Consider the following 20,580-nt stretch of genomic DNA (forward strand, 5'->3'; position numbering starts at 1 on the left):
GAGAGCCTGATTTTGGTAATGTGGCGGTCTGACTGTCATGAAAACGTTGGAGTTGAAGAGCGGAGAGATCCAGTCGGCAGGGGCGATCCTGCGGGCGGTGGAATCCATTTTGGGAAATGAGCAGAAGACTCCCGTCGTGGTCGTTCCGGCCATGGGTCTGACCCGGAAGCAGTTCCTGGAGGCCGGGAGGAAAGCGGCGGACCAGGACATGGTGGTGGCGACGACGCTGGCCGAGGGACTTCGGACCTACCACATGCAGGTGGCCCGCCAATTGACGTCGGGGACCAACTGGAGCGAGGCGCTGCGGCGTTTGGGACTCATATTCCAGGACGTGACGGACCTGCTCAAGGGACTCCACCTGTTGGGGGAAGTCAGCCCGCGGGCGGAACTCGTCGCGACTTTCTACGGCCAGTCCCTGGCGGCGACGATCCTGGCTCATAGCTTGAAGGAGCGGGATCGCGAGGCCCGGGCGCTGGTGGAGAGAAGTTTGGCCATCCACCCGAACAAGTCCTCGCTGGAGGAACAGGTCGGCGGCCTGTTGGCGGAAGGAACGATACCGGTGTTGCCCCGCGGCTTGGCAAAACGGATTTCGGAAGGGTCCTAGCCGGAACCTCTTCGTCGCCAGGTTTGCCGCAAGGGTAGAATAACCGCACATGGACCATAGCCGTTGGAAAAAACATGCCGGAACGGCCGGGGCGATACTCCTCGGTGTGTGGTTCCTGGTTGCCACCTATGGCAAGGGCTGGAACCCTGACGACTTCGGCGCCTTCATCGATCGGATCCGGCAGGAAGAACTGGACTTCCTTTTCACCGCCGTTCAGGTGGCGCTGATCGCCCTGGCCCTTCAGGCGGGATTGGGGACGGCGTTGCTGTTGGGAGTTCGCCACCTCGTCGTCCTGCTGCCGACCGCGGCCTTGGTGATCTTCCTTATCTTCCTCAACGGACGCGACTATTGGCTCGTCTCCCAGGGACTGAGGGAACCGGGAAGTTGCGGCTGCTTCGGGTCCCTGATCGAGCGCACTCCCGCGGAGGCGTTCTGGCAGGATCTACTGTTCATGGTTCCTATGACCCTGCTTTGTTTCTGGAGGCGGCGCAAATCAGCAGGAATTCCGAAAAGGCGACTCGGCTTGGCGCTGCTGGCGGCTCTCGGGGCCTCCATCTGGGCCTACAGGAGCGCGGACATCGAGTTTATCGAGGCGGCCCATCGGCTGGGCTCACTGGGAGAAACCTCCCGGTTCGTGCCCAGTTCGAGCTACTCTCTGACCATCGACGGCCAACCCGAAGAACGAGCCCGGATCTATGAATCGGAAGGGGCCAGCGGATTTCTGATTCAGGCGCCCGGCCTGGACGGACCGCTCCTGATGGACCTTCGCAACAGCACCGTCCGCAGAATCGATCCGGCTTTGGTCCGGACCGTTTCCGGCGAAGCATTGGAATTGACGGAGTCTCCCCGAAAAGGCGAAGAGACACCATTCTCGCCGGGAACTGGTGGTGTCCGCTTCGAGTTGGGGGGAAAGACGTTCACGCTGGGACCACCTGCCCGGTAGCCCCAACGCCGGAGTTCACGACGAGGGCTGGCGCTTGAGGTGCGGCCTGACCTTGCACAGCTTCAACCACTCGAGCAGGCGGATGACGGGCCATGCCGGGTCGATCTCGCTCAAACGAAGACTCAGCTTGGGTGACGACGGGGCGTGGTGGTGGTTGTTGTGCAGCCCCTCGCCGGCGGTCAGCCACGCCACCCAACGGAGGTTGGTGGCGGTGTTGCGGAAGTTCTTGTAGCCCACGGCGTGGCAGGCGCCGTTGATCATGCCGTTGAGGAAGACGTAGACGACCGCCTGCAACAGAAACGTCACGATCCCGGCGATGGGTCCCAACAACACGCCCGCCGCCACGACGCCCAGAAACAGCCCCAGGTAGCCCTGCCGGTGCATGAAGTCCTCGAACCGGTTGGTGCGGATGTCCCGGGTGTACCGCGCCACGGTCTCCGGGTTGGCCGCTTCCTTGCGGTAGAGGTAGGCGTTGGTCAGCAAGACCTTCCAGAGGCCCTCCAGCTTGGGGCTGTGGGGGTCGCCATGTTCGTCGGGAAACTGGTGGTGCTTGCGGTGAACCGCGACCCACTCCCGCGGGTCGATGGCGGTATGCAACCAGAGCCAGAACTGCATGCCCATGGCCACGGCAGGATGCAACTTGAGGGCATGGTGGGACATGTACCGGTGAAGGTAGATGGTGGTGCAGAGATTGGAAATCTGAACCACCACGGCCAAATAGATGGCCGCATAGAGGAATATCATTTTCAGGTCCTTTCTTCGGACACGGTACTCCCGTGCCGGCGGAGGAAAGTATAGCCAGCCATGGCACGACTCGCAACACGACGAGTGGAGTGCCTCCGCCATGAAAGGCCGGTTTGGGTGTGCTATTCTCGCGGTTCGGGAGGCGTTTATGGGACGACCGGTCACGTTGTTTACAGGGCAATGGGCGGACCTGGATTTCGACACCATGTGCCGCAAAGCCAAGGAGTTCGGCTACGACGGCCTGGAGCTGGCCTGCTGGGGAGATCACTTCGAGGTCCATCGGGCGCTGGAAGAGGATTCCTACTGCCGGAATCACCGGGACACGCTGAACCGGCACGGACTCCAGTGCTACGCCGTGAGCAACCACCTGGTGGGCCAGGCGGTCTGCGACAACATCGACGACCGGCACCAGGCCATCCTGCCCCCGTCGGTCTGGGGAGACGGCGACCCGGAGGGAGTTCGCGAAAGAGCCGCCCGGGAGATGGAGAACACGGCCCGTGCCGCGGCCGAGTTCGGGCTCAAGATCGTCAACGGGTTTACGGGAAGCAGCATCTGGCACCTCCTCTACTCGTTTCCCCCCGTGGACCCTGAAACCATCGAGCAGGGTTTCCGGGACGTGGGCCGCCGCTGGCTGCCCATCCTCCAGGTATTCCGGGAATGCGGCGTGCGGTTCGGACTGGAGGTCCACCCCACCGAGATCGCCTTCGACATCGCCACCACCGAGAAGACCATCGAAGCCGTCGGCGGGCACGAATGCTTCGGCTTCAACTACGACCCCAGCCACCTGGGCTACCAGGGAGTCGACTATGTGGACTTCATCCGGACCTTCGGGGACCGGATCGTCCACGTCCACATGAAGGACGCGTACTGGTCGCCGTCGCTCACCCGCGTCGGCGTGTTCGGCGGGCATCTCCCCTTCGGGCACCCGGACCGTTTCTGGAACTTCCGTTCCCTGGGCCGGGGCAGCGTCCGATTCGAAGAAGTGATCCGGGCGCTGAACGACATCGGCTACGACGGCCCGCTCTCGGTGGAGTGGGAAGACGCGGGCATGGACCGGGAGCATGGCGCCACCGAGTCCGCCGCTTTCGTCCGATCCATCGACTTCAAGCCCTCCAGCGTGGCTTTCGATGCCGCCTTTTCCGAGGAGGACTGACCGCCCGGATCCCGGGGCCGAGACCGTCGCCGGCCGAACCCGCCATACCATGAACCGCCTCCTCCCCTTCCTGGTCCTCAACGTCAGTCTCCTGCAGGCGGAGGAATGGCCCCAGTTCCGGGGTCCGGCCGGACAGGGCCACTCGCACGCAGAAAAACTGCCCCTGAACTGGTCCGAGGAGAAGAACATCCTCTGGAAGGTCCCGGTCCCCGGCTCCGGATGGTCTTCCCCGGTGGTCCGGAGCGGCCGGATCTGGATGACTTCGGCGCAGGACAAAGGCCGCTCGCTTCGACTAGCCTGTCTGGATCTGGAGACCGGAAAACTGCTTCACGACCTGGAGGTCTTCCGGCGGGAAGACCCGGGAAGCATCCACTCCAAGAACAGCTATGCGTCTCCCACGGCGTTGCTGGAGGGGGATCGGGTCTACGTCCATTACGGGGCGAACGGCACGGCCGCAGTGTCCACCGATGGACGAGTGCTCTGGCGCAACCGGTTCGAGTACGAGCACGGCCACGGTCCGGGCGGCTCTCCGGTGCTCTTCGAGGACCTGCTCATCGTCGCTTGCGACGGGACCGACGTGCAGTACGTGGCCGCGCTGGACAAGGAGAGCGGACAGGTTCGCTGGAAGACCCAACGGCAAGGATACATGGCCTATGCCACTCCCTTGGTCATCCAGGTGGGGGAGCAGACCCAGGTGGTCAGTCCCGGTGGAAACCAGGTTGGAGCCTACGATCCCCGCAATGGGAAGGTGATCTGGTGGATCACCCACAACGGATTCTCGGGCGTGCCCCGCCCCGTCTTCGGCCACGATCTGGTTTACGTCATCTCCGGATACATTCGTCCTGTCCTCTACGCCGTCCGGCCCGGCGGCAGCGGAGACGTCACCGAGAGCCACATCGCCTGGAAGCTCACCCGGGGAGCGCCTCTGAACCCCTCACCGATCCTGGTGGGGGACGAGTTCTACCTGGTCAGCGACGTGGGCGTGGCGAGCTGCCTGGACGCCAAGACCGGGGAGGTCCATTGGAAACAGCGTCTGCCAGGCCAATTCTCCGCCTCGCCCCTCTACGGCGCCGATCGGATCTATTTTCTCAACGAGACCGGGGAGACCTTCGTAGTCAATCCCAGGAAAGCTTTTCGGGAACTGGCGAGGAACCAGGTCGAGGGCCGGACCCTGGCTTCCCTGGCGGTCGCGGGTGAAACCCTGCTGTTGAGAACCGACACCCACCTGTACCGGATCGAACAGACGTCGGAAGAGTATTAGTCGGAGCGGAGCGGAGCGGCGGTTTTCCTACCGCCGGTTCTTTGGCCATGCGCGAACGAAGCGGAACCGGGCGACAGGAAAGTCGCCCCTCCTAGCGCAATTCCACGGCCGACAGGATGGGCCAGACACCGCCGGCCGGAGAGGTGAAGACGGCCCGGTACTGGGCCCAGCGGCGGGTTCCATCCAGGCCGGCGATCCCGGTTCCGGACTCCTGGTAGAAGGAGCTGGCGCCGGAGGGCCCGGTCCACTCGGCGGATTCCAGGCCGTCGCGGCTGGACGCGGTGCGGACCTGGAACTGCAGTCGGGCTCCGTGGGGCTCCTCCCCCTCCCAGATCAGCCGGACGCCGCCGCGTCCGGGTAGTTCCAGCGGCGGCGAGAGGTATTCCTCCTCCAAGCGCCGGGTGTAGATGTCCCCCGGATCGGTCATCTGGCTGTAGTGGGGACCGAAGCTGGGGATTTCGGTCTTCCGGTCCCGGTGGAACCCTTCAGGGCCGTTCCAATAGATGTAAGTGTTGATGGAGTGGTCACCGTCTTTCATGTGATTGTGGACCACGATCTCGGGCCAGCCATCCCGGTTCAGGTCCACCGTCTGGATGGCGGAGGAGGAATAGGCGGGAAGATCGGTCCGGTTGGTCCGGCTGTAGGCGCCTCCTTCCCCGCCCCAGTAGATGAACACCGGCAGGGTGCGGGTGCGGCCCGACATGTAGTTGGACAATACCAGGTCCAGGTGTCCGTCCCGGTTCAGGTCGGCGATGCCGCACTCGATGGGCGAGTGACCCTCCAGCTCCACCTTGTTCTCGAGCGTGGGAACCCCTTCGGCGGTCCCCCAGAGCAGGTAGCTGTTGCCGGTGTAGGTCCGGGTCTCGGGGTCGAAGCTCCCCACCAGCATGAAATCCAGGTTTCCGTCCGAATTCAGGTCGGCCAGTTCCACGTTGCCGGCCGGCAGCACCCGGCTCCAGCTCCGCTCCGGCGAGTAGCCGTCTTCGGCGCCCCAGAAGATCTCGTAGATGCCGTACCAGCTCCCGGGGAAGAGCAGGTCCAGATGGCCGTCCCGGTTCAGGTCCGCCACCCGGTTGTTGGTGCACCTCTGGTTCTTCAGGGGGAGCGAGGTCCGGCGGGCGTCGGAGTAGCCCTCTTCTCCGCCCCAGTAGACGGTCCCCAGCTTCCGGCCCCGGCCGTGGGTGAAGACCAGCTCCAGGTAGCCGTCCCGGTTCAGATCAGCGGCGCTGACCCCATGGGCGTTGGCGGCGGCCAGCTCCTGGCGGTTCCCGGGGGAGTAGCCGTCCCGGCTGCCCCAATAGATCCAACTGTACCCGACGTAGGAGTTGGTGAGGACCAGATCGTTGAAGCCGTCGTCGTTGAGGTCGGCGACGGCGACGGCGTAGGCGCCGTGGCCCGGCAGGGCCGTGCGGGACGCCGTGGAATAGTAGTGGTGGGGGTTGCCCCAGTAGATGTTGTTCAGGACCTGGCCGGCGTGCTTGCCGCTCCACCGGTTCACCAGCACCACATCCAGGTTTCCGTCGAGGTTGAGGTCAGCCAGGTTGACGCTGTTGCCGCCGAACCCCTGCAGTTCGGTCCGCATATACGGCGCGAAGCCGGTGGAACTTCCCCAGTAGACGTACGAGGGCACGTCGGCGGACTGACCGTCATGGGCGTTGGCGAAGACCAGGTCGAGGTGACCGTCCCGGTTCAGGTCGCCCGAAGCCACGTCGGCCGGGGCCAGGGTCGGGAGCTGGGACCGCAGTTGCGCCGAGAAGCCCTCTGCCCCGCCCCAGTAGACGTAGGACTCGGGCAGCGGCTCCCCGTTCGAGGAGTTGGACACGGCCAGATCCAGGTATCCGTCCCCGTTCAGATCGGCGATGTCCGAGCCGGTGGGAGCGATGGCGGGAAGGGTCTGGCTGGGAGATGGGACCGGCCCGTCCTTCCCTCCCAAGAACAGGAGGACGTTGCCGTCCCGGGCGCCCTCACCCGACACCGTGACCACCACGTCGTCGAAACCGTCCCGATCCAGGTCGCCGGTCCCGATGCTCCCGGGAGGAGCCGTCTCCGCCTCCCACGAGCGGTCAGCGGCGTAGACGCCCTGGCGGCCAAAAAAGATCTGGACCCCTTTCGATTGAGGGCTGTTGTTGATGAAGATCAGGTCGGGGTCCCCGTCCCCGTTCACGTCGCCGCCGGCCACGTCCCGGGCGCCGCGGGTGGGAACCAGTCCCGGGCGGTCGGGATCGAAACCGTTGGCGCTGCCCCAGTAGATGTAGGAGGAGAGATCCACCTTGGGCGAAATCTTCTCAGCTCCCGCTTCCACCCCCTGATTGGCGAAGACCAGGTCCACGTATCCGTCGGAGTTGAGGTCCCGGGCCACGACGCCCGCCGCCCACCGGGTGGGCAGTTCGGTGCGTCCGACGCGGGAATACCCGTCCCGGCTCCCCCAGTAGACGTACGCCGTCCGGACGCCCGGATAGTTGTGGATGTAGTTGCAGAAGACCAGATCGGGGAATCCGTCCCGGTTCAGATCCGCCACCGCCGACCGGCCGCCGCCGAAGGAGGGGAGCCGGGTCACGTGATCGGTCCGGTCCATCAGGCCGTAGACCACCTGCGCCAGAGGCCGTTCCCTCCAGAGTTCGGGGAGAAGGGAGCGGGGGCCGTCGGCGCTGCCCCAGTAGACGAGAGCGTCAACCACGCTCATGTTGTCGTGGGTGTTGCTCAGGACCAGGTCCACGTGTCCGTCCCGGTTCAGATCCCACTGGTTGATGACCTGGACGGTCCCCTTCCTGGAAACGTAGACGTTCGCCCCTGCGTTCCCCAGGGTCCCCTGGCTGAAGTCCTCGAAGCCGGAATGGCGGATGGCGCCGTCCCTGGCCGGCGAAATTCCCATGAACCCGGACCAAAGGACACAAAAGACCGCAAGCCCCCGAACTGGCATCTCAAAGTTCTCCTATCTGTTATCTGCCGGCCAGGTCCGCGATGAAGCACCCCACGGCCTGCGTCTCCGGTTTTTCGACCGATTCCCCGTTGAGCACAGCCTCCAGCGCCAGCTTCAAATCGCGGCGATTGGGTTTGGCCCGTGCCTTGCCGAAATCGGTGTACCGGTCGTCGATTCGCCCACGGTAGACGAGCCGTCCGCCGGCGTCGAAGACGGCCGCCTCCGGAGTGACCCGGGCGCCCGTGCGGCGCACCAGGTCGTGGTGGGGATCACGAAGGATCTCTCCCGGAATTTGATATTCCTCCGCGTGCCGCCGGATGGACTCGGGCTCTTCCCGGGGGTCCACGTAGACGAACCAGAACCGCACTCCCCGGGGCGAGAATGCCTCATGCAGCCGCCGAAGTTCGGGCGCATACCGGTTGGAGATGGGACAGTCGCTGCGCATGAACAGGAAGACGCCAGTCGAGTCTACGGCGGCGAACGGGTCCACCCGCTCCCCTGACAGGGTCGTCAGGTTCAACTCCGAAGGACCCGAACCGTAGCCCCAGAAGATAAAGAGGCTCAGGGTCCAAGCCGCCACGCCGGATTGGCGCCGTCGCGAAGTCTTCACGCTTCAATTTTTACACGATGCGCCAGCGTACGCGAGCGGCCTCCTCATCTTGCTAGACTGGCGGAGATGATCATGGCGATCCTGCTACTGCTTTCCGGCGGAGTTCACTTCACGGAGGTGAGCCGTGAAGCGGGGCTGAACTTCCGGCACCGGGGCGGCGGCAGCGCCAAGGACCACATCCTAGAGACGGTGGGCAGCGGAGTCGGTTGGATCGACTACGACCGGGACGGCTGGCTCGATCTGTATGCCGTCAACGGGGGCCTCTGGGAGGAGCTGGGAACCGGGAAACGCAGCGTCTCCAATGCCCTCTACCGCAACCAGGGGGACGGCACCTTCCGGCCGGTGACCTCCGAGGCGGGCGTGGGAGGGCGCCATTGGGGCATGGGAGTGACCATCGCCGACTACGACAACGACGGCTGGTCCGACCTCTACGTCTGCAACTACGGTCCCAACCTCCTGTACCGGAACAACGGCGACGGCACCTTCCGGGACGTGACCCGGGAAGCGGGGGTGGGGGACTCCTCCTGGAGTTCCAGCGCCGCCTTCGCCGACGCCAACGGGGACGGGTGGCTGGACCTCTATGTGGCCAACTACGTGGAGTTCGACCACGAGAATCCGCCCGAAGCATCGCCCGATTGCCAGTACCGCGGAGTCCAGGTCCACTGTGGGCCGGGGGGGCTTCCGGCGGCCCGGGACACCTTCTACCTCAGCAACGGCGACGGCACCTTCCGGGAAGCCACCAAGGCGGCGGGGATGGAGGCTCCGGCTTCCTACGGGATGGGCGCCGTCTGGTGCGACTACGACGGCGACGGCGCCAGCGACCTCTATGTGGCCAACGACTCCATGGCCAACTTTCTCTTCCGCAATCGGGGAGACGGAACCTTCGAGGAACGGGGAGTCGTGGCGGCCGTGGCCTTCAACGAGGACGGGCAGGCTCAGGCCGGCATGGGGATCGCCTTTGGCGACTACGATCGGGACGGACGATTCGACGTCTACGTCACCAACTTCTCCGCCGACTACAACACCCTGTACCGGAATCTGGGAGGCGGCCGTTTCCGGGACGTGACCCGCCCCACCGGTTTGAGCCTGCCCAGTCTGCGCTTCCTGGGGTGGAGCGCCCACTTCTTCGACTACGACCACGACGGCTGGGAGGACCTTTTCGTGGCCAACGGGCACGTCTTTCCGCAAGTGGATACCCGGCCCACGGGGACCCGGTTCCGGCAGAGGAGCCTCCTGTTTCGAAACCTGGGCAACGGCCGTTTCCGGGAGCTGGCTTCAGATGAGGCATTGGGGCTTTCCCAGGCTGATTCCAGCCGCGGCGCCGCAATTGCCGACTTCGACAATGACGGGGACGTGGACGTGGCCGTCTCCAACATGGACGGGGGGCTGTCCCTTTACCGCAACGAGGGGAGCAAGGGCCACTGGCTGCGCCTGAGATTGGAGGGGACGGAATCCAATCGGGACGCCGTGGGAACCCGGGTCACGCTCATCTCGGGGGATTCGACTCAGATCCGGGAGGTGCGGGCCGGGTCGGGGTACCAGTCGTCCGACGACCCGCGGCTTCACTTCGGGTTGGGGACGGCCGGCGAGGTCCAGCGGATCGAGGTGCGTTGGAGCCGGGGACAACGGCAGGTTCTGGAGAAACTGGAGGCGGATCGGGAGTACGTGGTGGTGGAAGGAGGAAAGAGGAAAGAGTGAACAGACGGTGCTGGAGAGGATTGAACGGCTTGGCGAGTTTCGCCATTGGCTGCTAACCTTTGGCCATGAGAGCTGACGAGAATTCCGGCCGGATCAGCCGGCGCAGGTGGTTCGGGGTCGCGTCCGCGTTGTTGCTGACGCGATCGGTCCGGGCCCAGTCGCAATCGACTCAGGGGACCCCGCTGGAGGACGACCGGGTCTCCCTGAGCTCCATGGCGGACGTGGAGGGAACGCTGACTCCCGTCGACCGGTTCTTCGTCCGGAGCCATCATCCGCAACCCCGGCTGTCGCTCAAGACCTGGCGGCTGCGGGTGGAAGGGGCCGTGGACAATCCACTGGAGTTGTCCTTCTCCGACATGGTGGAGACCTCCACCAGGACTTTGGAGGGACTCCTGGAGTGCGCGGGAAACCGGACGGGGCTGGTGAGCAACGGACTCTGGGAGGGCATCCCCCTTTCCGACCTGATCCGGCGGGCCCAGCCCAAGGAGGGAGCCAAGAGGGTGCTGCTCCAGGGGGCGGACAAGGGGTCCCTGATGCCCGAAATGCCCGAGTCCCCCTACTCGCGGATCCTGCCGCTGGAGAAATGCCTGGCTCCCGAAACCCTGGTGGCCTTCAAGCTCAACGGGCAATTCCTGCCCCGGCGCAACGGTTTTCCGGCCCGGGCCTTCATTCCGGGCTGGTACGGCATGGACTCGGTCAAGTGGTTGACGCGGGTCCGCGTCCTGGACGCCTTCGACTGGCCCTCCGCCTACTATTCCAGCGGCATGGACCTGCTTTACCAGAGGTATGTCAAGTTCGGATCGCGGGAAGAGATCACCGGCCGGGTCTCGGAGGTCCAGGTCAATTCAGGGTTCTCCTTTCCGCCGCCGGGAGCCAATCTGGCGCCGGGCCGATATCCGGTTCGGGGTTTTGCCTGGGCCGGTCCCCACCGCGTGGGCGCCGTCCAGGTCAGTCCGGACCGGGGCGCAACCTGGAGCCCGGCCCGGTTGGAAGGCGAATCCCGCCCCTTTACCTGGGTCCGGTGGAGTTATGACTGGACGGCGCCCAAGGGGGAGCACCTGCTGATGGCCCGGGCCCAGGATCATCGGGGGCGCTGGCAGCCGATTCGGCGGGACACCAACAGAACCGACGGATACGAACTCAACTGGTACCCTTCCGTCCAATGCAACGTGCTCTGATCCTGATCCCGGCGGCTTCGATTGCCGCTTTCCTGTCGCTGGTTACGGTGGCGGTGTTCGCCTCCGCGGCACCGCCTCTCCAGGAGCCGCCGCAGCTCTCCGAACTGGAGGGCCCCCAGAGCCAGCAGGCTCTGGCACGGTTGCAACAGTTCTTCCGGACCGTGCCGGACGCGAGGGCGCCCGCCGTCCTGCACCAGGTCCTGGAGGGAACGACAGCCGCCGCGGCGCACACCATTGTCCTGGAGGAATACGAACGGCGGAAGCTGCATGGCCAGGGCCGGGCGACCCTGGAGGCGCTCGGCAAGGAGCACCCGGCCCGGGCCATCTATGCCATCGACCTGGTGCAGTTGGCGGTCCTGGAAGGGGACCTGGATCGAGCCAAGGCGGACCTGCGGTCGGCCGCGGCCCGGTTCCCCCATGACACCGAGCTGCACGCCAACCTGGGACGTTGGTTGTACGGCCGCCAGCAGACCGATCTCGCTCTGGCCGAGTTGCTCCGTGCCCAACAGACCGGTCTGCGGGACCCCCAGACGAACCTGGTCCTGGCCAGCCTCCTGGCCCGAGCCGGTGCGCTGGAGGACGCCATCGACACCGCCGCCTCCATCACCGTCACTCCCGGTCTGGATTCCCGGCTCCGGGGAGAGGCGGCGGCTCTGGCCGGAAAGAGTTACGCCATCCTGCGCAACGAGGCCAAGGCGGTGGAGTTCCTGGAGCAGGCCATCCGGCACTCTCCGCAGGTCGAGGACTACCACCTCTCCCTGGCCAGCGCCCATCAGCAGGCCGAAAACGCAGGGTCGGCCGTCCAGGCCTTGAGGCGGGGGTGGGAACGGCTTCCCGGTGCGCCCGGGATCGGACAATCGCTGAGCCGGCAACTGCTGGCCGCCGGCGAACCCGAGGAAGCGGTCCGGGTTCTGGTGCTTCTGACCTCCCGGCATCCCAACCACGGAGACGCCCTCCGGCTCCTGGCCCAAGCCTACCGGTCCGCCGGGGATGCGGCGAAGGCGTCCCAGACCTGGCGGAGACTGCTACGGCAACAGCCGCGCTACCCCATGGCCAATATCTTCCTGGCCCAATCCCTGGCCGAGGAGGGGGCGCCGCCCGGGCAGATCCTGGCGGCCCTGGACAGGGCGGAGCGGATCTCCCCGCAGGACGCGGATCTCTACTACCTGAGGGGCAGGATCTTCAACTCCCTGGGACGCCACCAGGACGCCGTGGCCCAACTCCAGCGGGCCATCCGGCTCCAACCCAACTTTTCGGGGGCCTACTACCAGTTGGGCCTGGCCTACCAACAGTTGGGGCGGCCGGAACTGGCCCAGGAGCAGTTCCGGCGCCGGACCCACCTGGAGGAGGGGACGGGCCGGACCCGGTGACTACTTGAACTGGAACGAGTAGAGCTTGGCGTTCTTGAAGTAGATCCGCAGCTTGATGGGCCTGTCCCGCAATCCACTGAGGTCGCTCTTCCCATTCCAGGACGCGACGTGGGCCACGCCGGTGGTGGTGATGGGATCCGCATCGTCGAAGCCGTAGCCCTCGATGGCGTGGTGGTCGCCTCCCACAATCTCCGCCCGCACCTCGCAGGGACCGGCTCCCCATTGCCGCAGAGCCGACCGCACGTTGAGATGGAGGCGGTCTCCCTCAAAGGTGAAGGAACGCGTCACCACTTCGCTGAAGGGATAGCGCTGGCGCTCGTGTCCGTGAACGCCGTCCAGGGAGACGAACCCGTCCGGCGGAGTCACGGCCAGGCCGATGGCTCCCAGGGCCTTGTCCCCCAAGTTGAACAGGCTCTCGGGGGAACGCCAATTCACCCCGGTGTAGTAGCTGAGGAAACTTCCCTCGTGGACCTGAGGGTCCTGCGAATAGACCACGGCCGAGTCGAAACTGTTGCCGGGTCCGGGCGGTATGAAGGGCTCCCGGTAATCCCGGTTGTAGTGGATGCCGTCGCGGCTGAAGACCGCCTGGGGCAGGATGCTGGTGTTGGTGGTCCGGAAGTTCCAGAGCATTCCCACGTACATCCCCTCATAGACGACCACCGGCATGTGGTAGAACTGGAGGTCCGGGTAGTCCTCTTCGTCCGGGAGGATAATCGTTTCGGGCTGGCTCCAATGGATCATGTCGGGGCTTTCCGCCCGGCCGATGAGCCGCTTTCCCAGGGGACAACGAAGATGGGCGCAGTTCTCCATGTGCACGGCGTAGGTCTCGCGGATGGGATCCCAGCCCATGAAGCCGGTGGGTCCCCAGCGTCCCACCCGGGGTGAGGTGTCGATGATGGGGTTGTTCTCGTATTCCGTCCACGCGAAGCCGTCGGGCGAATAGTAGAGGTGAAACTGCATCCCCGGCGTCCGGGTGGACCCCGTCCGCTCCAGCCCCTTGTAGCGCTTGGCCGGATCCTTCTCGTGCCGGTCCTTGAAGAAGTAGGGCCGGAACTGCTCCCGGGGGAGGATGTTGTTCTCACGGGAGCCCTGGTATTCCACCTTGCCCAGGTTGGGCTTCTCCCAGTGGAAACCGTCCTTGGAAACGGCGATGCAGATATTGCCGCCGCCTGTTTCGACGACGAACTCCCCCTGGTCCTGACTGGCCTTGTAGGAATTCACGCTGTACCACATCCGGAAGAGGCCCTCTTCCTCCTCGTAGATCACCTTGCTGACCCGGACGTCGTTGCCCTCCCAGGGCTTCTCGGGACGGATGATGGGGTTGTGGTCGACCTTCCGGGCGGGATTCAGGACCTGGCGCGTGGCCAGCATGCTCTCGATCAGGTAGTCGTCGATGAAGAACTGCTTCTGCGACCCGATGTGGATCAGGCCGGACTGGGCCTGGCCAGCCAGGAGCCAGATGCAGACTGCCGTAGTGCCGATTCTCGTGTGCATGTGATCTCACTCCCCTCCCATGGGGTAGTCCCAGGTGCCGGGAGCCCAGAACCTGGGGATGTGTTCCTCTTCCTTGGTGATGGTCTCGATGAAGGCCGGATCTCCGCCGCGGGTCACCTCCAGAGCCTTGCGGATGGCGGGGGCCAAGCCGTCGGGCGTGTCCACGCGTTCGGCATGGACCCCCAATCCGCGCACAACCTGCGCGTACTCGCCGCTGAAGGCGTTGCTGCCCCAGTGCTTGGTGGCATAGGGCATGTGGCTGGAATAGTGGGTCATGACGCCGTTGTTCAGGACGATGTGAAGCGTCGCGATCTTGTTGCGGGCGGCCGTCTCCAGGTCCAGTCCGGCCATTCCGAAGGCGGCGTCCCCCATGATGTGGATCACGTCCTTCTCGGGGGCCGCCATCTTGGCTCCCAGGGCCAGGCCCAGGCCGTAGCCCAACTGGGTGGACTTGCCCCATCCGATGTAGCCCCGGGGAGCGAGGGCCGGCCAGAAGGGGACCAACTGGTCCCGGGGAAAGCCCGAATCATGGGTGGCGATGGCGTTGGCCGGGTCCACGGCGCGGATCACCTCCCGGAAGACGCGGTAGGGACTGATGGGGACCTCGTCCGACTCGAAGTGGGGGCGCCATTCGGCCTCGAAATCCGCCCGGACCCGGGCGATTTCCGCCGCGACGCCCTGCTCGTCCGTCCGGCCCCCGGCGCCGATCTGGCGCTCGACCTCCTGAATGATCTGCCGCAGAACGACCTTGGCATCGCCGATGGCGCCGAAATCGACGGCGTGATCCTTGTTCAGGTCCTCGGGACAGTTGGTGAGCTGGGCCAGGGGGACGCCTACCGGGACGGGGCCGTTGAAGACCGAGTGGGTGAAGCTGGTTCCGGCGCCCAGGATGAAGTCGGTCTTGCGGAGAAAGTGGTCGACCATGAGGGTGCTGCTGTGGCCCGCCGTTCCCAGGGCCAGGGGATGGTTCTCGGGGAAGGCGCTCTTCCCCGCCAGGGAGGTGAGCACCGGGATGTGGATCAGCTCCGCCAGCTCCACCAGCTCGGGCGTGGCTTCGGCGTACAGCGCCCCCTGACCGGCGTTGATGACAGGACAATCGGCGGCCAGCATGGCCCGGACCAGGTCCCGGACTTCATCCGGGTCCGCCGCGGAGCGGTGCCTGCGAACCGGCGTGTAGTCGAACTCGCCCGGGTACTCCTCGGTCCCCACGTCGTCGGGGATCTCCAGCAGGACCGGCCCGGGGCGTCCGTGCTTGAGCAGAGTGAAGGCGTAGCGCAACATCTCGGGAAGCCGCTCCACCAGGTTGCAGTTTCGGGTGTACTTGGTGACCCCGTGGTACTGATCGCAGGACGCGAAGTCGGGATGGACCTGCATCCGCCTCCTGGGAGCCCCTCCCGGAAAGAGGAGGATGGGAACCGAGTCGGCGAAGGCCTGGGCCACGCCGCCATAGGCGTTCTCGGCGCCGGGGCCCCGCTGCATGGTGAAGATGCCGACCTGGTTCCCGTTGCGGATGCGGCTGAATCCGTCGGCCATGTTGACTCCGGCGCGCTCCTGCCGGGTGATGATGGGACGGATGCCCTCCTTGGCCACGGCGTCGATGAGCTTCTGTTCGGGGAAGGCGGCGATCCATTCCACCCCTTCCAGCTTCAGGATCTTGGCGATCACGGAGTTACCGTTCATTGACATTCTTCTCCTTTTCGTGACGGTCCGCGGCAAGAACCAAGCGCGCCGGGGAAGGACCATGGGAGCGGAGCATGGGAGTCGCGAAGGAAATCGAGTTGATCAGGAGTGCGGCCCCAACCCGCATGAAGTGTCCCCGGTGGCCAAGGATGGACGCACCATCGCGGCGCCGCACCCATCGGGGACATTATCGGGAGGTCCGGCGGGGCGGTCAACCGTCGGCGCAGGGGGATTAACCGGTCGATACGATCGGAATCCCGTCACACAGCAAAAAGCTTCACAAAGACCGCGGCTATCGTGGCCGCGATTCCCATGCCTCCGGCGAGCCCGCCGAGGACCCACGCCTTCGTGGCCACATGCTTCATCTCGGTCTTGAACTCGGTTTCAAGGCGGATGAGTCCGGATTCAAGTCCGTCCATTCGAGTTTCAAGCTTGTCGAACCTCGTTTCCAGGTGCTTGAATCGCCCGTCGATTACATTCATCTGAGCATCGAAGTCCTTTTTCTCAAGGGTTTCGCTCATGCCCACGTCACTCCTATGCGATGAGAACTTGATGCAACTCGCAGTCTATCATGGGAATTCACCCAACCGAGACCGTCCCGTTCGGGAGAAGACCGGATACGGACGGCTTGCCGGCATGCTCGATGACCACCGGAACAGGCCGGGTCAATCGACCTTGACGCCCATGTTGTTAAACGTGCAATGGATCATGGAGCCGACATTCCCCGTGGGATCGTCGATGAGAACCACCTTGTAGGAACGCTCGTCCCAAGCGCAATACATGGATGCCGGGAGGCCGTCCAATCGGTTCCAGGACCGAAAGAATCCAATGGTCACCTTCCAGACGCTCTTCTCGCCGTCGAAGACCACCTCTTCGACACCCACGTGACTGATATCTTCCCCGGCAAAAAACTCGGCGACGCAGTGCCTCGCCTTTTCCACGGCTTCCCTGACGTCCATTCGGACCTCCTGTTCCATGATCCCCACTTGCTTCATTCCTGCTCTGTTGAGACCTGCCTCTACTTCAACGCCGCCGGATCGAAAACTACGAGCGTGCAATCGCCGCCTGTGGCCCATCCCGGAGACGGCGTAGTAGACTGGTCGCCGGGAAATGCGGTCCTTGGGCGCCCTGAAAACCATCTATCCCCCGGAGCGGGTCCTTTCGGGTCCGGCCCAGGTGGCCCCCTATGAATCGGATGCGCTGACGGCGTTTCGGGAGCGGCCGTTGGCCGTGGTCCTGGCCGAGTCGCAGGAGGAGGTGATCGAGACGGTCCGCCTCTGCCACCGGGAGAACCTGCCCTTCGTGGCGCGAGGCAGCGGCACCAGCCTCTCGGGGGGATCGCTGCCGATCCGGGAGGGCATCATCATCGGACTCAACCGCCTGAACCGGGTCCTGGAGCTGGACCCGGCGGAGCGGTGCGCCGTGGTGGAGCCGGGAGTCATCAACCTGGACCTGAGCACGCTGGGCGCTCCCCACGGGCTCTACTACGCTCCCGACCCCTCGAGCCAATCCATCTGCACCATCGGCGGGAACGTGGCCTTCAACTCGGGCGGCGCCCATTGCCTCCGCCACGGCATGACCAGCAACCATGTCCTGGGGCTGAAGGCGGTGCTGCCTGACGGCGCCGTGGTGGAGCTGGGGAGCAAGAGCCTGGAAGGGGTGGGACCGGACCTCACCGGGTTCTTCGTGGGTTCGGAGGGGCTCTTCGGCATCGCTCTGGAGATCACGGTCCGGCTCATCCCCAAGCCCGAGTCGTACAAGACGATCCTCGCCGCCTACAACAGCCTGGAAGCTGCCGGTGACGCCGTGGCCCGGGTGGTGGCCACGGGACTCCTTCCGGGCGCCATGGAGATCATGGACCATCTGGCCATCGAAGCGGCGGAGGCCGCCGTCCACGCCGGTTACCCGCAGGAGGCCACCGCCCTTCTCATCGTGGAACTGGAAGGAGAAGCCGCCGAGGTGGAGGCCGAGTTCCAGCTCCTGGAGCCGGTGATTCGCGCTTCCGGCGCCTTCGAGATCCGCGTCGCCCGGGACGAGGGAGAACGATTGCGGATCTGGAAGGGACGCAAGAGCGCGTTCTCGGCGGTGGGACGGCTCAGCCCCGACTACATCGTCCAGGACGGTGTGGTCCCCCGGAAGCAACTGGGCTCGGCCCTGGCTGAAATCGAGATGCTGGGACGGAAGCATGGGATCCGGGTGGCCAACGTCTTTCACGCCGGAGACGGCAATCTCCATCCCCTGATCCTGTTCGACGGCACCGAGGCGGGCGCATTGGAAAAGGCGGAGGAACTGGCCGGTGACATCCTGCAGATGTGCATTCGCAGGGGCGGCTCCATCACCGGAGAGCACGGAGTGGGCATGGAGAAGCGCGAATACCTGGCCCACATGTTCGCACCGACCGATATGGAGGTCATGAAGCGGATGCGGCGGTCCATCGATCCGCTGGAAATCGCCAACCGGCGCAAGATGTTCCCCGACGAGAACGGGCATGGGCGGGTGTCCGCGTCCGAGATCACGCGTTCGGGCAATGGTGCTGGGACGACGTTGCGGCCCGGGTCGTTCCGTGAGGTGCAGCAGGCCGTCGCGGATCACGCGCGCATCCGGCCGCGCGGCGGTGGCACCAAGCCGGCTCTCTCCCGGCCGTCCGCGGGAATTGCCTCTCTGGAGCTGAGCGGCTTGTCCGGCATCGTGGAGTACGAACCGGAGGAGTACACCTTTACGGCTCTGGCGGGGACCCCGGTGGCCCAGGTCCGGGAGAGATTGGCTCGAGAAGGACAGTACCTGCCCTTCGATCCGGTGTTGGTGCGGGCCGGAGCCACACTCGGCGGGACGGTGGCGGCGGGGACCGGCGGCTCGGGGCGTTACCGCTACGGCGGCATCCGGGATTTTCTCCTGGGAGTCCGTTTCGTCAGCGGCCGCGCCGAGCTGGTGCGAGGCGGCAGCCGCGTGGTCAAGAACGCCGCCGGCTTCGATCTTCCCAAGCTCATGGTCGGCAGTCTGGGACGACTGGGAATTCTGGTGGAAATGACGTTCAAGGTCTTTCCTCTTGCGCGGCGCTGGTTGACCTTGGAGGCGGCGCTGCCGAGCCTCCGGGAGGCGCTGGAGGCCATACGGCGCCTGCGGGCCGCTCCCCTGGATCTGGCGGCCGTTGACCTGGAGCCTCCCGGGCGGCTGTTGGTGCGGGTGGGAGGCCGGAGGGAGTCGGTCGGCGCCCGGTTGGAACGGGTTCGAGAGTTGGTGGGTCACGGCGCCCAACTGCAGGGGCAGGAGGAGCGTGACCACTGGGATGCGGACCGGGAATTTGACTGGGCGCCTCCCGATTGGAACCTGATGAAGGTGCCCATGACCACGGGCCGGATCGCCGAGTTGGAAGAGAACCTGAGGTCCATTCCCTGCCGGACGCGCTACTGTGCCGGCGGGAGCTTGGCTTGGCTGGCCTGGCCGGGTCCAATGGACCCCGTGGACCGGGCGTTGGGCCATTTGGATCTCACCGGACTCGTGATCCGGGGAAACGGAGACACGGCCCGCCCGGGCCGTACCCAGGACCGGGTCTTCTCCAAGAGGATTCAGGACGCGCTCGATCCGGACGGGCGTTTTTCGGAGGCATAGGTGCAACACAGCATTGAGCCGGAACGGTTCGGACCCCAGGGCGATGCCATGGCCCACCAGGTGAAGACGTGCGTGCACTGCGGCTTCTGCCTGCCCGTCTGTCCCACCTACAAGGACCTGGGACAGGAGATGGACTCTCCCCGCGGCCGTATCCTGCTCATGAAGGAAATGCTGGAGGGGAGCCTCGAAATCGAGGCAGGCCTCCCCTACGTGGACAAGTGCCTGGGTTGCATGGCGTGCGTCACCGCCTGCCCCTCGGGCGTCGAGTACGGTGAACTGCTGACCCCCTTTCGGGCGCTGGCCCGAAACCAGGTCAAGGGAACGCTGCTGGATCGTCTCACCCGCCTCGGCTTTCGGCTCCTGCTGCCCTATCCACGGCGGTTCCGGGCCGCCGCGGCTCTGGGCCGACTGGCACGGCCGTTCACCGGGATGCTGCCGGAGCGGATGGCGGCCATGTTGGAGTTGCTGCCCCGGAAACTGCCGTCGTCTGCTTCCCTGCCGTCCGTCTATCCCGCCATCGGAAGCCGCAGGGCTCGTGTTGCTCTGTTGTCGGGGTGCGTGCAGCAGGTGCTGTCGCCGGACATCAACTGGGCAACGCTGCGGGTTCTGGCTCGAAACGGCGTCGAGGTGATCGTCCCGGCTGAACAGGGGTGCTGCGGCGCACTGGCGCTGCACACCGGGGACGCCGACCACGCCCGGCGCCTGGCGGTCCGCAACTTCGACGCCATTCCCAACGACGTGGACGCCGTCATCACCAACGCCGCCGGCTGCGGTTCCGGCATCAAGGAGTATCCGCTCCTTTTCCGGGGGGATGGACGGGAGGAGAAGGCCCGCCGCTTTTCAACTCGCGTCCAGGACGTCAGCGAGTTCCTGGACAATCTCGGCTTGAAACGGGAACCTCCGCCGCTGCCGTCGGCCATGAAGGTCGCCTATCACGACGCCTGCCACCTGGCCCACGCGCAGGGTATCCGGTCGGCACCGCGAAAGCTCCTGGGACGGATTCCGAATCTTACCCTGATGGAGCTGATGGACGGCGAAACCTGCTGCGGCTCCGCGGGGACCTACAATCTGGAACAGCCGGAGATCGCAAACCGCTTGGGCGCAAACAAGGCGGCCGTCATAGAGCGAGTCCAGCCGGATGCCGTGGCCGCCGGGAACGTCGGCTGCCTGATGCAGATCGAAAGCCACCTGCGGCGCCTGAACAGTACGCTACCTGTGCTCCACACGGTCGAGCTGCTGGATCGAGCTTACGAATCGGTATGACTCAGCGGCTGCGTCGGATCCGACACCTGTCAGAGTGGCTGATTGCCGGGGAA

16 protein-coding genes and 1 pseudogene are annotated in these 20,580 nt (G+C 65.2%); 10 read left to right on the plus strand and 7 right to left on the minus strand.

Annotated elements, in window-relative coordinates; all coding sequences use genetic code 11:
• The first annotated feature begins 37 nt into the window (after positions 1 to 37).
• On the plus strand, positions 38 to 604 hold the full coding sequence (locus OXT71_00300) for a hypothetical protein (GenBank protein MDE2924829.1): 567 nt from the start codon (positions 38 to 40) through the stop codon (positions 602 to 604).
• 49 nt (positions 605 to 653) lie between these two features.
• Entirely contained in the window at positions 654 to 1,547 is an 894-nt protein-coding gene (locus OXT71_00305) for a hypothetical protein (protein MDE2924830.1), read from the plus strand.
• A 15-nt stretch (positions 1,548 to 1,562) separates the two neighbouring features.
• Here the strand turns inward: OXT71_00305 and OXT71_00310 are convergent, their stop codons facing one another.
• Positions 1,563 to 2,291, minus strand: a complete 729-nt coding sequence (locus OXT71_00310) for a fatty acid desaturase (protein MDE2924831.1) — start codon at positions 2,289 to 2,291, stop codon at positions 1,563 to 1,565.
• Between the two features lie 148 nt (positions 2,292 to 2,439).
• On the opposite strand from OXT71_00310, the gene OXT71_00315 reads away from it, so the two are divergent.
• Entirely contained in the window at positions 2,440 to 3,444 is a 1,005-nt protein-coding gene (locus OXT71_00315; protein MDE2924832.1) for a sugar phosphate isomerase/epimerase, read from the plus strand.
• Between the two features lie 49 nt (positions 3,445 to 3,493).
• Positions 3,494 to 4,705 (plus strand): PQQ-binding-like beta-propeller repeat protein, encoded by a 1,212-nt coding sequence (locus tag OXT71_00320; GenBank protein ID MDE2924833.1) that lies wholly within the window; start codon positions 3,494 to 3,496, stop codon positions 4,703 to 4,705.
• Positions 4,706 to 4,796: 91 nt separating this feature from the next.
• Here OXT71_00320 and OXT71_00325 read toward each other — a convergent pair whose 3' ends face one another.
• Together OXT71_00325 and OXT71_00330 are read right to left on the minus strand one after the other, a co-directional pair.
• Positions 4,797 to 7,625: a VCBS repeat-containing protein gene (locus OXT71_00325; GenBank protein MDE2924834.1), complete on the minus strand. Its 2,829-nt coding sequence runs from the start codon at positions 7,623 to 7,625 to the stop codon at positions 4,797 to 4,799.
• Positions 7,626 to 7,644: 19 nt separating this feature from the next.
• Positions 7,645 to 8,235 (minus strand): redoxin domain-containing protein, encoded by a 591-nt coding sequence (locus OXT71_00330; protein MDE2924835.1) that lies wholly within the window; start codon positions 8,233 to 8,235, stop codon positions 7,645 to 7,647.
• Positions 8,236 to 8,307: 72 nt separating this feature from the next.
• Here OXT71_00330 and OXT71_00335 point away from each other — a divergent pair, with 72 nt between their 5' ends.
• The 3 genes from OXT71_00335 (at position 8,308) to OXT71_00345 (ending at position 12,481) form a co-directional block, all read left to right on the plus strand.
• Complete coding sequence (locus OXT71_00335) at positions 8,308 to 9,933, plus strand: CRTAC1 family protein (protein ID MDE2924836.1); 1,626 nt, start codon at positions 8,308 to 8,310, stop codon at positions 9,931 to 9,933.
• 65 nt (positions 9,934 to 9,998) lie between these two features.
• Positions 9,999 to 11,111: a molybdopterin-dependent oxidoreductase gene (locus OXT71_00340; GenBank protein MDE2924837.1), complete on the plus strand. Its 1,113-nt coding sequence runs from the start codon at positions 9,999 to 10,001 to the stop codon at positions 11,109 to 11,111.
• Positions 11,096 to 12,481: a tetratricopeptide repeat protein gene (locus tag OXT71_00345; GenBank protein ID MDE2924838.1), complete on the plus strand. Its 1,386-nt coding sequence runs from the start codon at positions 11,096 to 11,098 to the stop codon at positions 12,479 to 12,481. The genes OXT71_00340 and OXT71_00345 overlap by 16 nt, the downstream gene beginning before the upstream one ends.
• Here OXT71_00345 and OXT71_00350 read toward each other — a convergent pair whose 3' ends face one another.
• The 4 genes from OXT71_00350 to OXT71_00365 form a co-directional block, all read right to left on the minus strand.
• Entirely contained in the window at positions 12,482 to 13,975 is a 1,494-nt protein-coding gene (locus OXT71_00350; GenBank protein ID MDE2924839.1) for a hypothetical protein, read from the minus strand.
• 6 nt (positions 13,976 to 13,981) lie between these two features.
• Positions 13,982 to 15,718, minus strand: coding sequence for a thiamine pyrophosphate-requiring protein (locus OXT71_00355; protein MDE2924840.1), 1,737 nt, complete (start codon positions 15,716 to 15,718; stop codon positions 13,982 to 13,984).
• A 197-nt stretch (positions 15,719 to 15,915) separates the two neighbouring features.
• The gene (locus tag OXT71_00360) at positions 15,916 to 16,176 is read right to left on the minus strand and encodes a hypothetical protein (protein MDE2924841.1); all 261 of its coding nucleotides are present in this window, start codon (positions 16,174 to 16,176) and stop codon (positions 15,916 to 15,918) included.
• A 144-nt stretch (positions 16,177 to 16,320) separates the two neighbouring features.
• Positions 16,321 to 16,614: a hypothetical protein gene (locus OXT71_00365; GenBank protein MDE2924842.1), complete on the minus strand. Its 294-nt coding sequence runs from the start codon at positions 16,612 to 16,614 to the stop codon at positions 16,321 to 16,323.
• A 151-nt stretch (positions 16,615 to 16,765) separates the two neighbouring features.
• Between OXT71_00365 and OXT71_00370 the strand changes: the two are divergent.
• The 3 genes and pseudogenes from OXT71_00370 to glcF all read left to right on the plus strand — a co-directional run bounded on the left by OXT71_00370 (position 16,766) and on the right by glcF (position 20,527).
• Positions 16,766 to 18,133, plus strand: a pseudogene (locus tag OXT71_00370) (FAD-binding protein).
• Positions 18,122 to 19,264 carry an FAD-binding protein gene (locus tag OXT71_00375; protein MDE2924843.1) on the plus strand — a complete coding sequence of 381 codons (1,143 nt, stop codon included), beginning with the start codon at positions 18,122 to 18,124 and terminating at the stop codon, positions 19,262 to 19,264. Before OXT71_00370 ends, OXT71_00375 begins: the two are co-directional and overlap by 12 nt.
• A complete protein-coding gene (gene glcF / locus OXT71_00380) occupies positions 19,265 to 20,527 on the plus strand; it encodes a glycolate oxidase subunit GlcF (GenBank protein MDE2924844.1) in 1,263 nt (420 codons plus the stop codon). It abuts the gene before it with no gap.
• Positions 20,528 to 20,580: the final 53 nt, after the last annotated feature.

This window comes from Acidobacteriota bacterium (assembly GCA_028874215.1).
GTDB lineage: Bacteria > Acidobacteriota > UBA6911 > RPQK01 > JAJDTT01 > JAJDTT01.

Bases quoted from the DNA above. Each gene is read 5' to 3' on its own strand.
- OXT71_00300 (MDE2924829.1), top strand. From the start codon at position 38: ATGAAAACGTTGGAGTTGAAGAGCGGAGAGATCCAGTCGGCAGGGGCG.
- OXT71_00305 (MDE2924830.1), top strand. From the start codon at position 654: ATGGACCATAGCCGTTGGAAAAAACATGCCGGAACGGCCGGGGCGATA.
- OXT71_00310 (MDE2924831.1), bottom strand. From the start codon at position 2,291: ATGATATTCCTCTATGCGGCCATCTATTTGGCCGTGGTGGTTCAGATT.
- OXT71_00315 (MDE2924832.1), top strand. From the start codon at position 2,440: ATGGGACGACCGGTCACGTTGTTTACAGGGCAATGGGCGGACCTGGAT.
- OXT71_00320 (MDE2924833.1), top strand. From the start codon at position 3,494: ATGAACCGCCTCCTCCCCTTCCTGGTCCTCAACGTCAGTCTCCTGCAG.
- OXT71_00325 (MDE2924834.1), bottom strand. From the start codon at position 7,625: ATGCCAGTTCGGGGGCTTGCGGTCTTTTGTGTCCTTTGGTCCGGGTTC.
- OXT71_00335 (MDE2924836.1), top strand. From the start codon at position 8,308: ATGGCGATCCTGCTACTGCTTTCCGGCGGAGTTCACTTCACGGAGGTG.
- OXT71_00340 (MDE2924837.1), top strand. From the start codon at position 9,999: ATGAGAGCTGACGAGAATTCCGGCCGGATCAGCCGGCGCAGGTGGTTC.
- OXT71_00345 (MDE2924838.1), top strand. From the start codon at position 11,096: ATGCAACGTGCTCTGATCCTGATCCCGGCGGCTTCGATTGCCGCTTTC.
- OXT71_00350 (MDE2924839.1), bottom strand. From the start codon at position 13,975: ATGCACACGAGAATCGGCACTACGGCAGTCTGCATCTGGCTCCTGGCT.
- OXT71_00355 (MDE2924840.1), bottom strand. From the start codon at position 15,718: ATGGTCCTTCCCCGGCGCGCTTGGTTCTTGCCGCGGACCGTCACGAAA.
- OXT71_00360 (MDE2924841.1), bottom strand. From the start codon at position 16,176: ATGAGCGAAACCCTTGAGAAAAAGGACTTCGATGCTCAGATGAATGTA.
- OXT71_00365 (MDE2924842.1), bottom strand. From the start codon at position 16,614: ATGGACGTCAGGGAAGCCGTGGAAAAGGCGAGGCACTGCGTCGCCGAG.
- OXT71_00375 (MDE2924843.1), top strand. From the start codon at position 18,122: ATGTTCCCCGACGAGAACGGGCATGGGCGGGTGTCCGCGTCCGAGATC.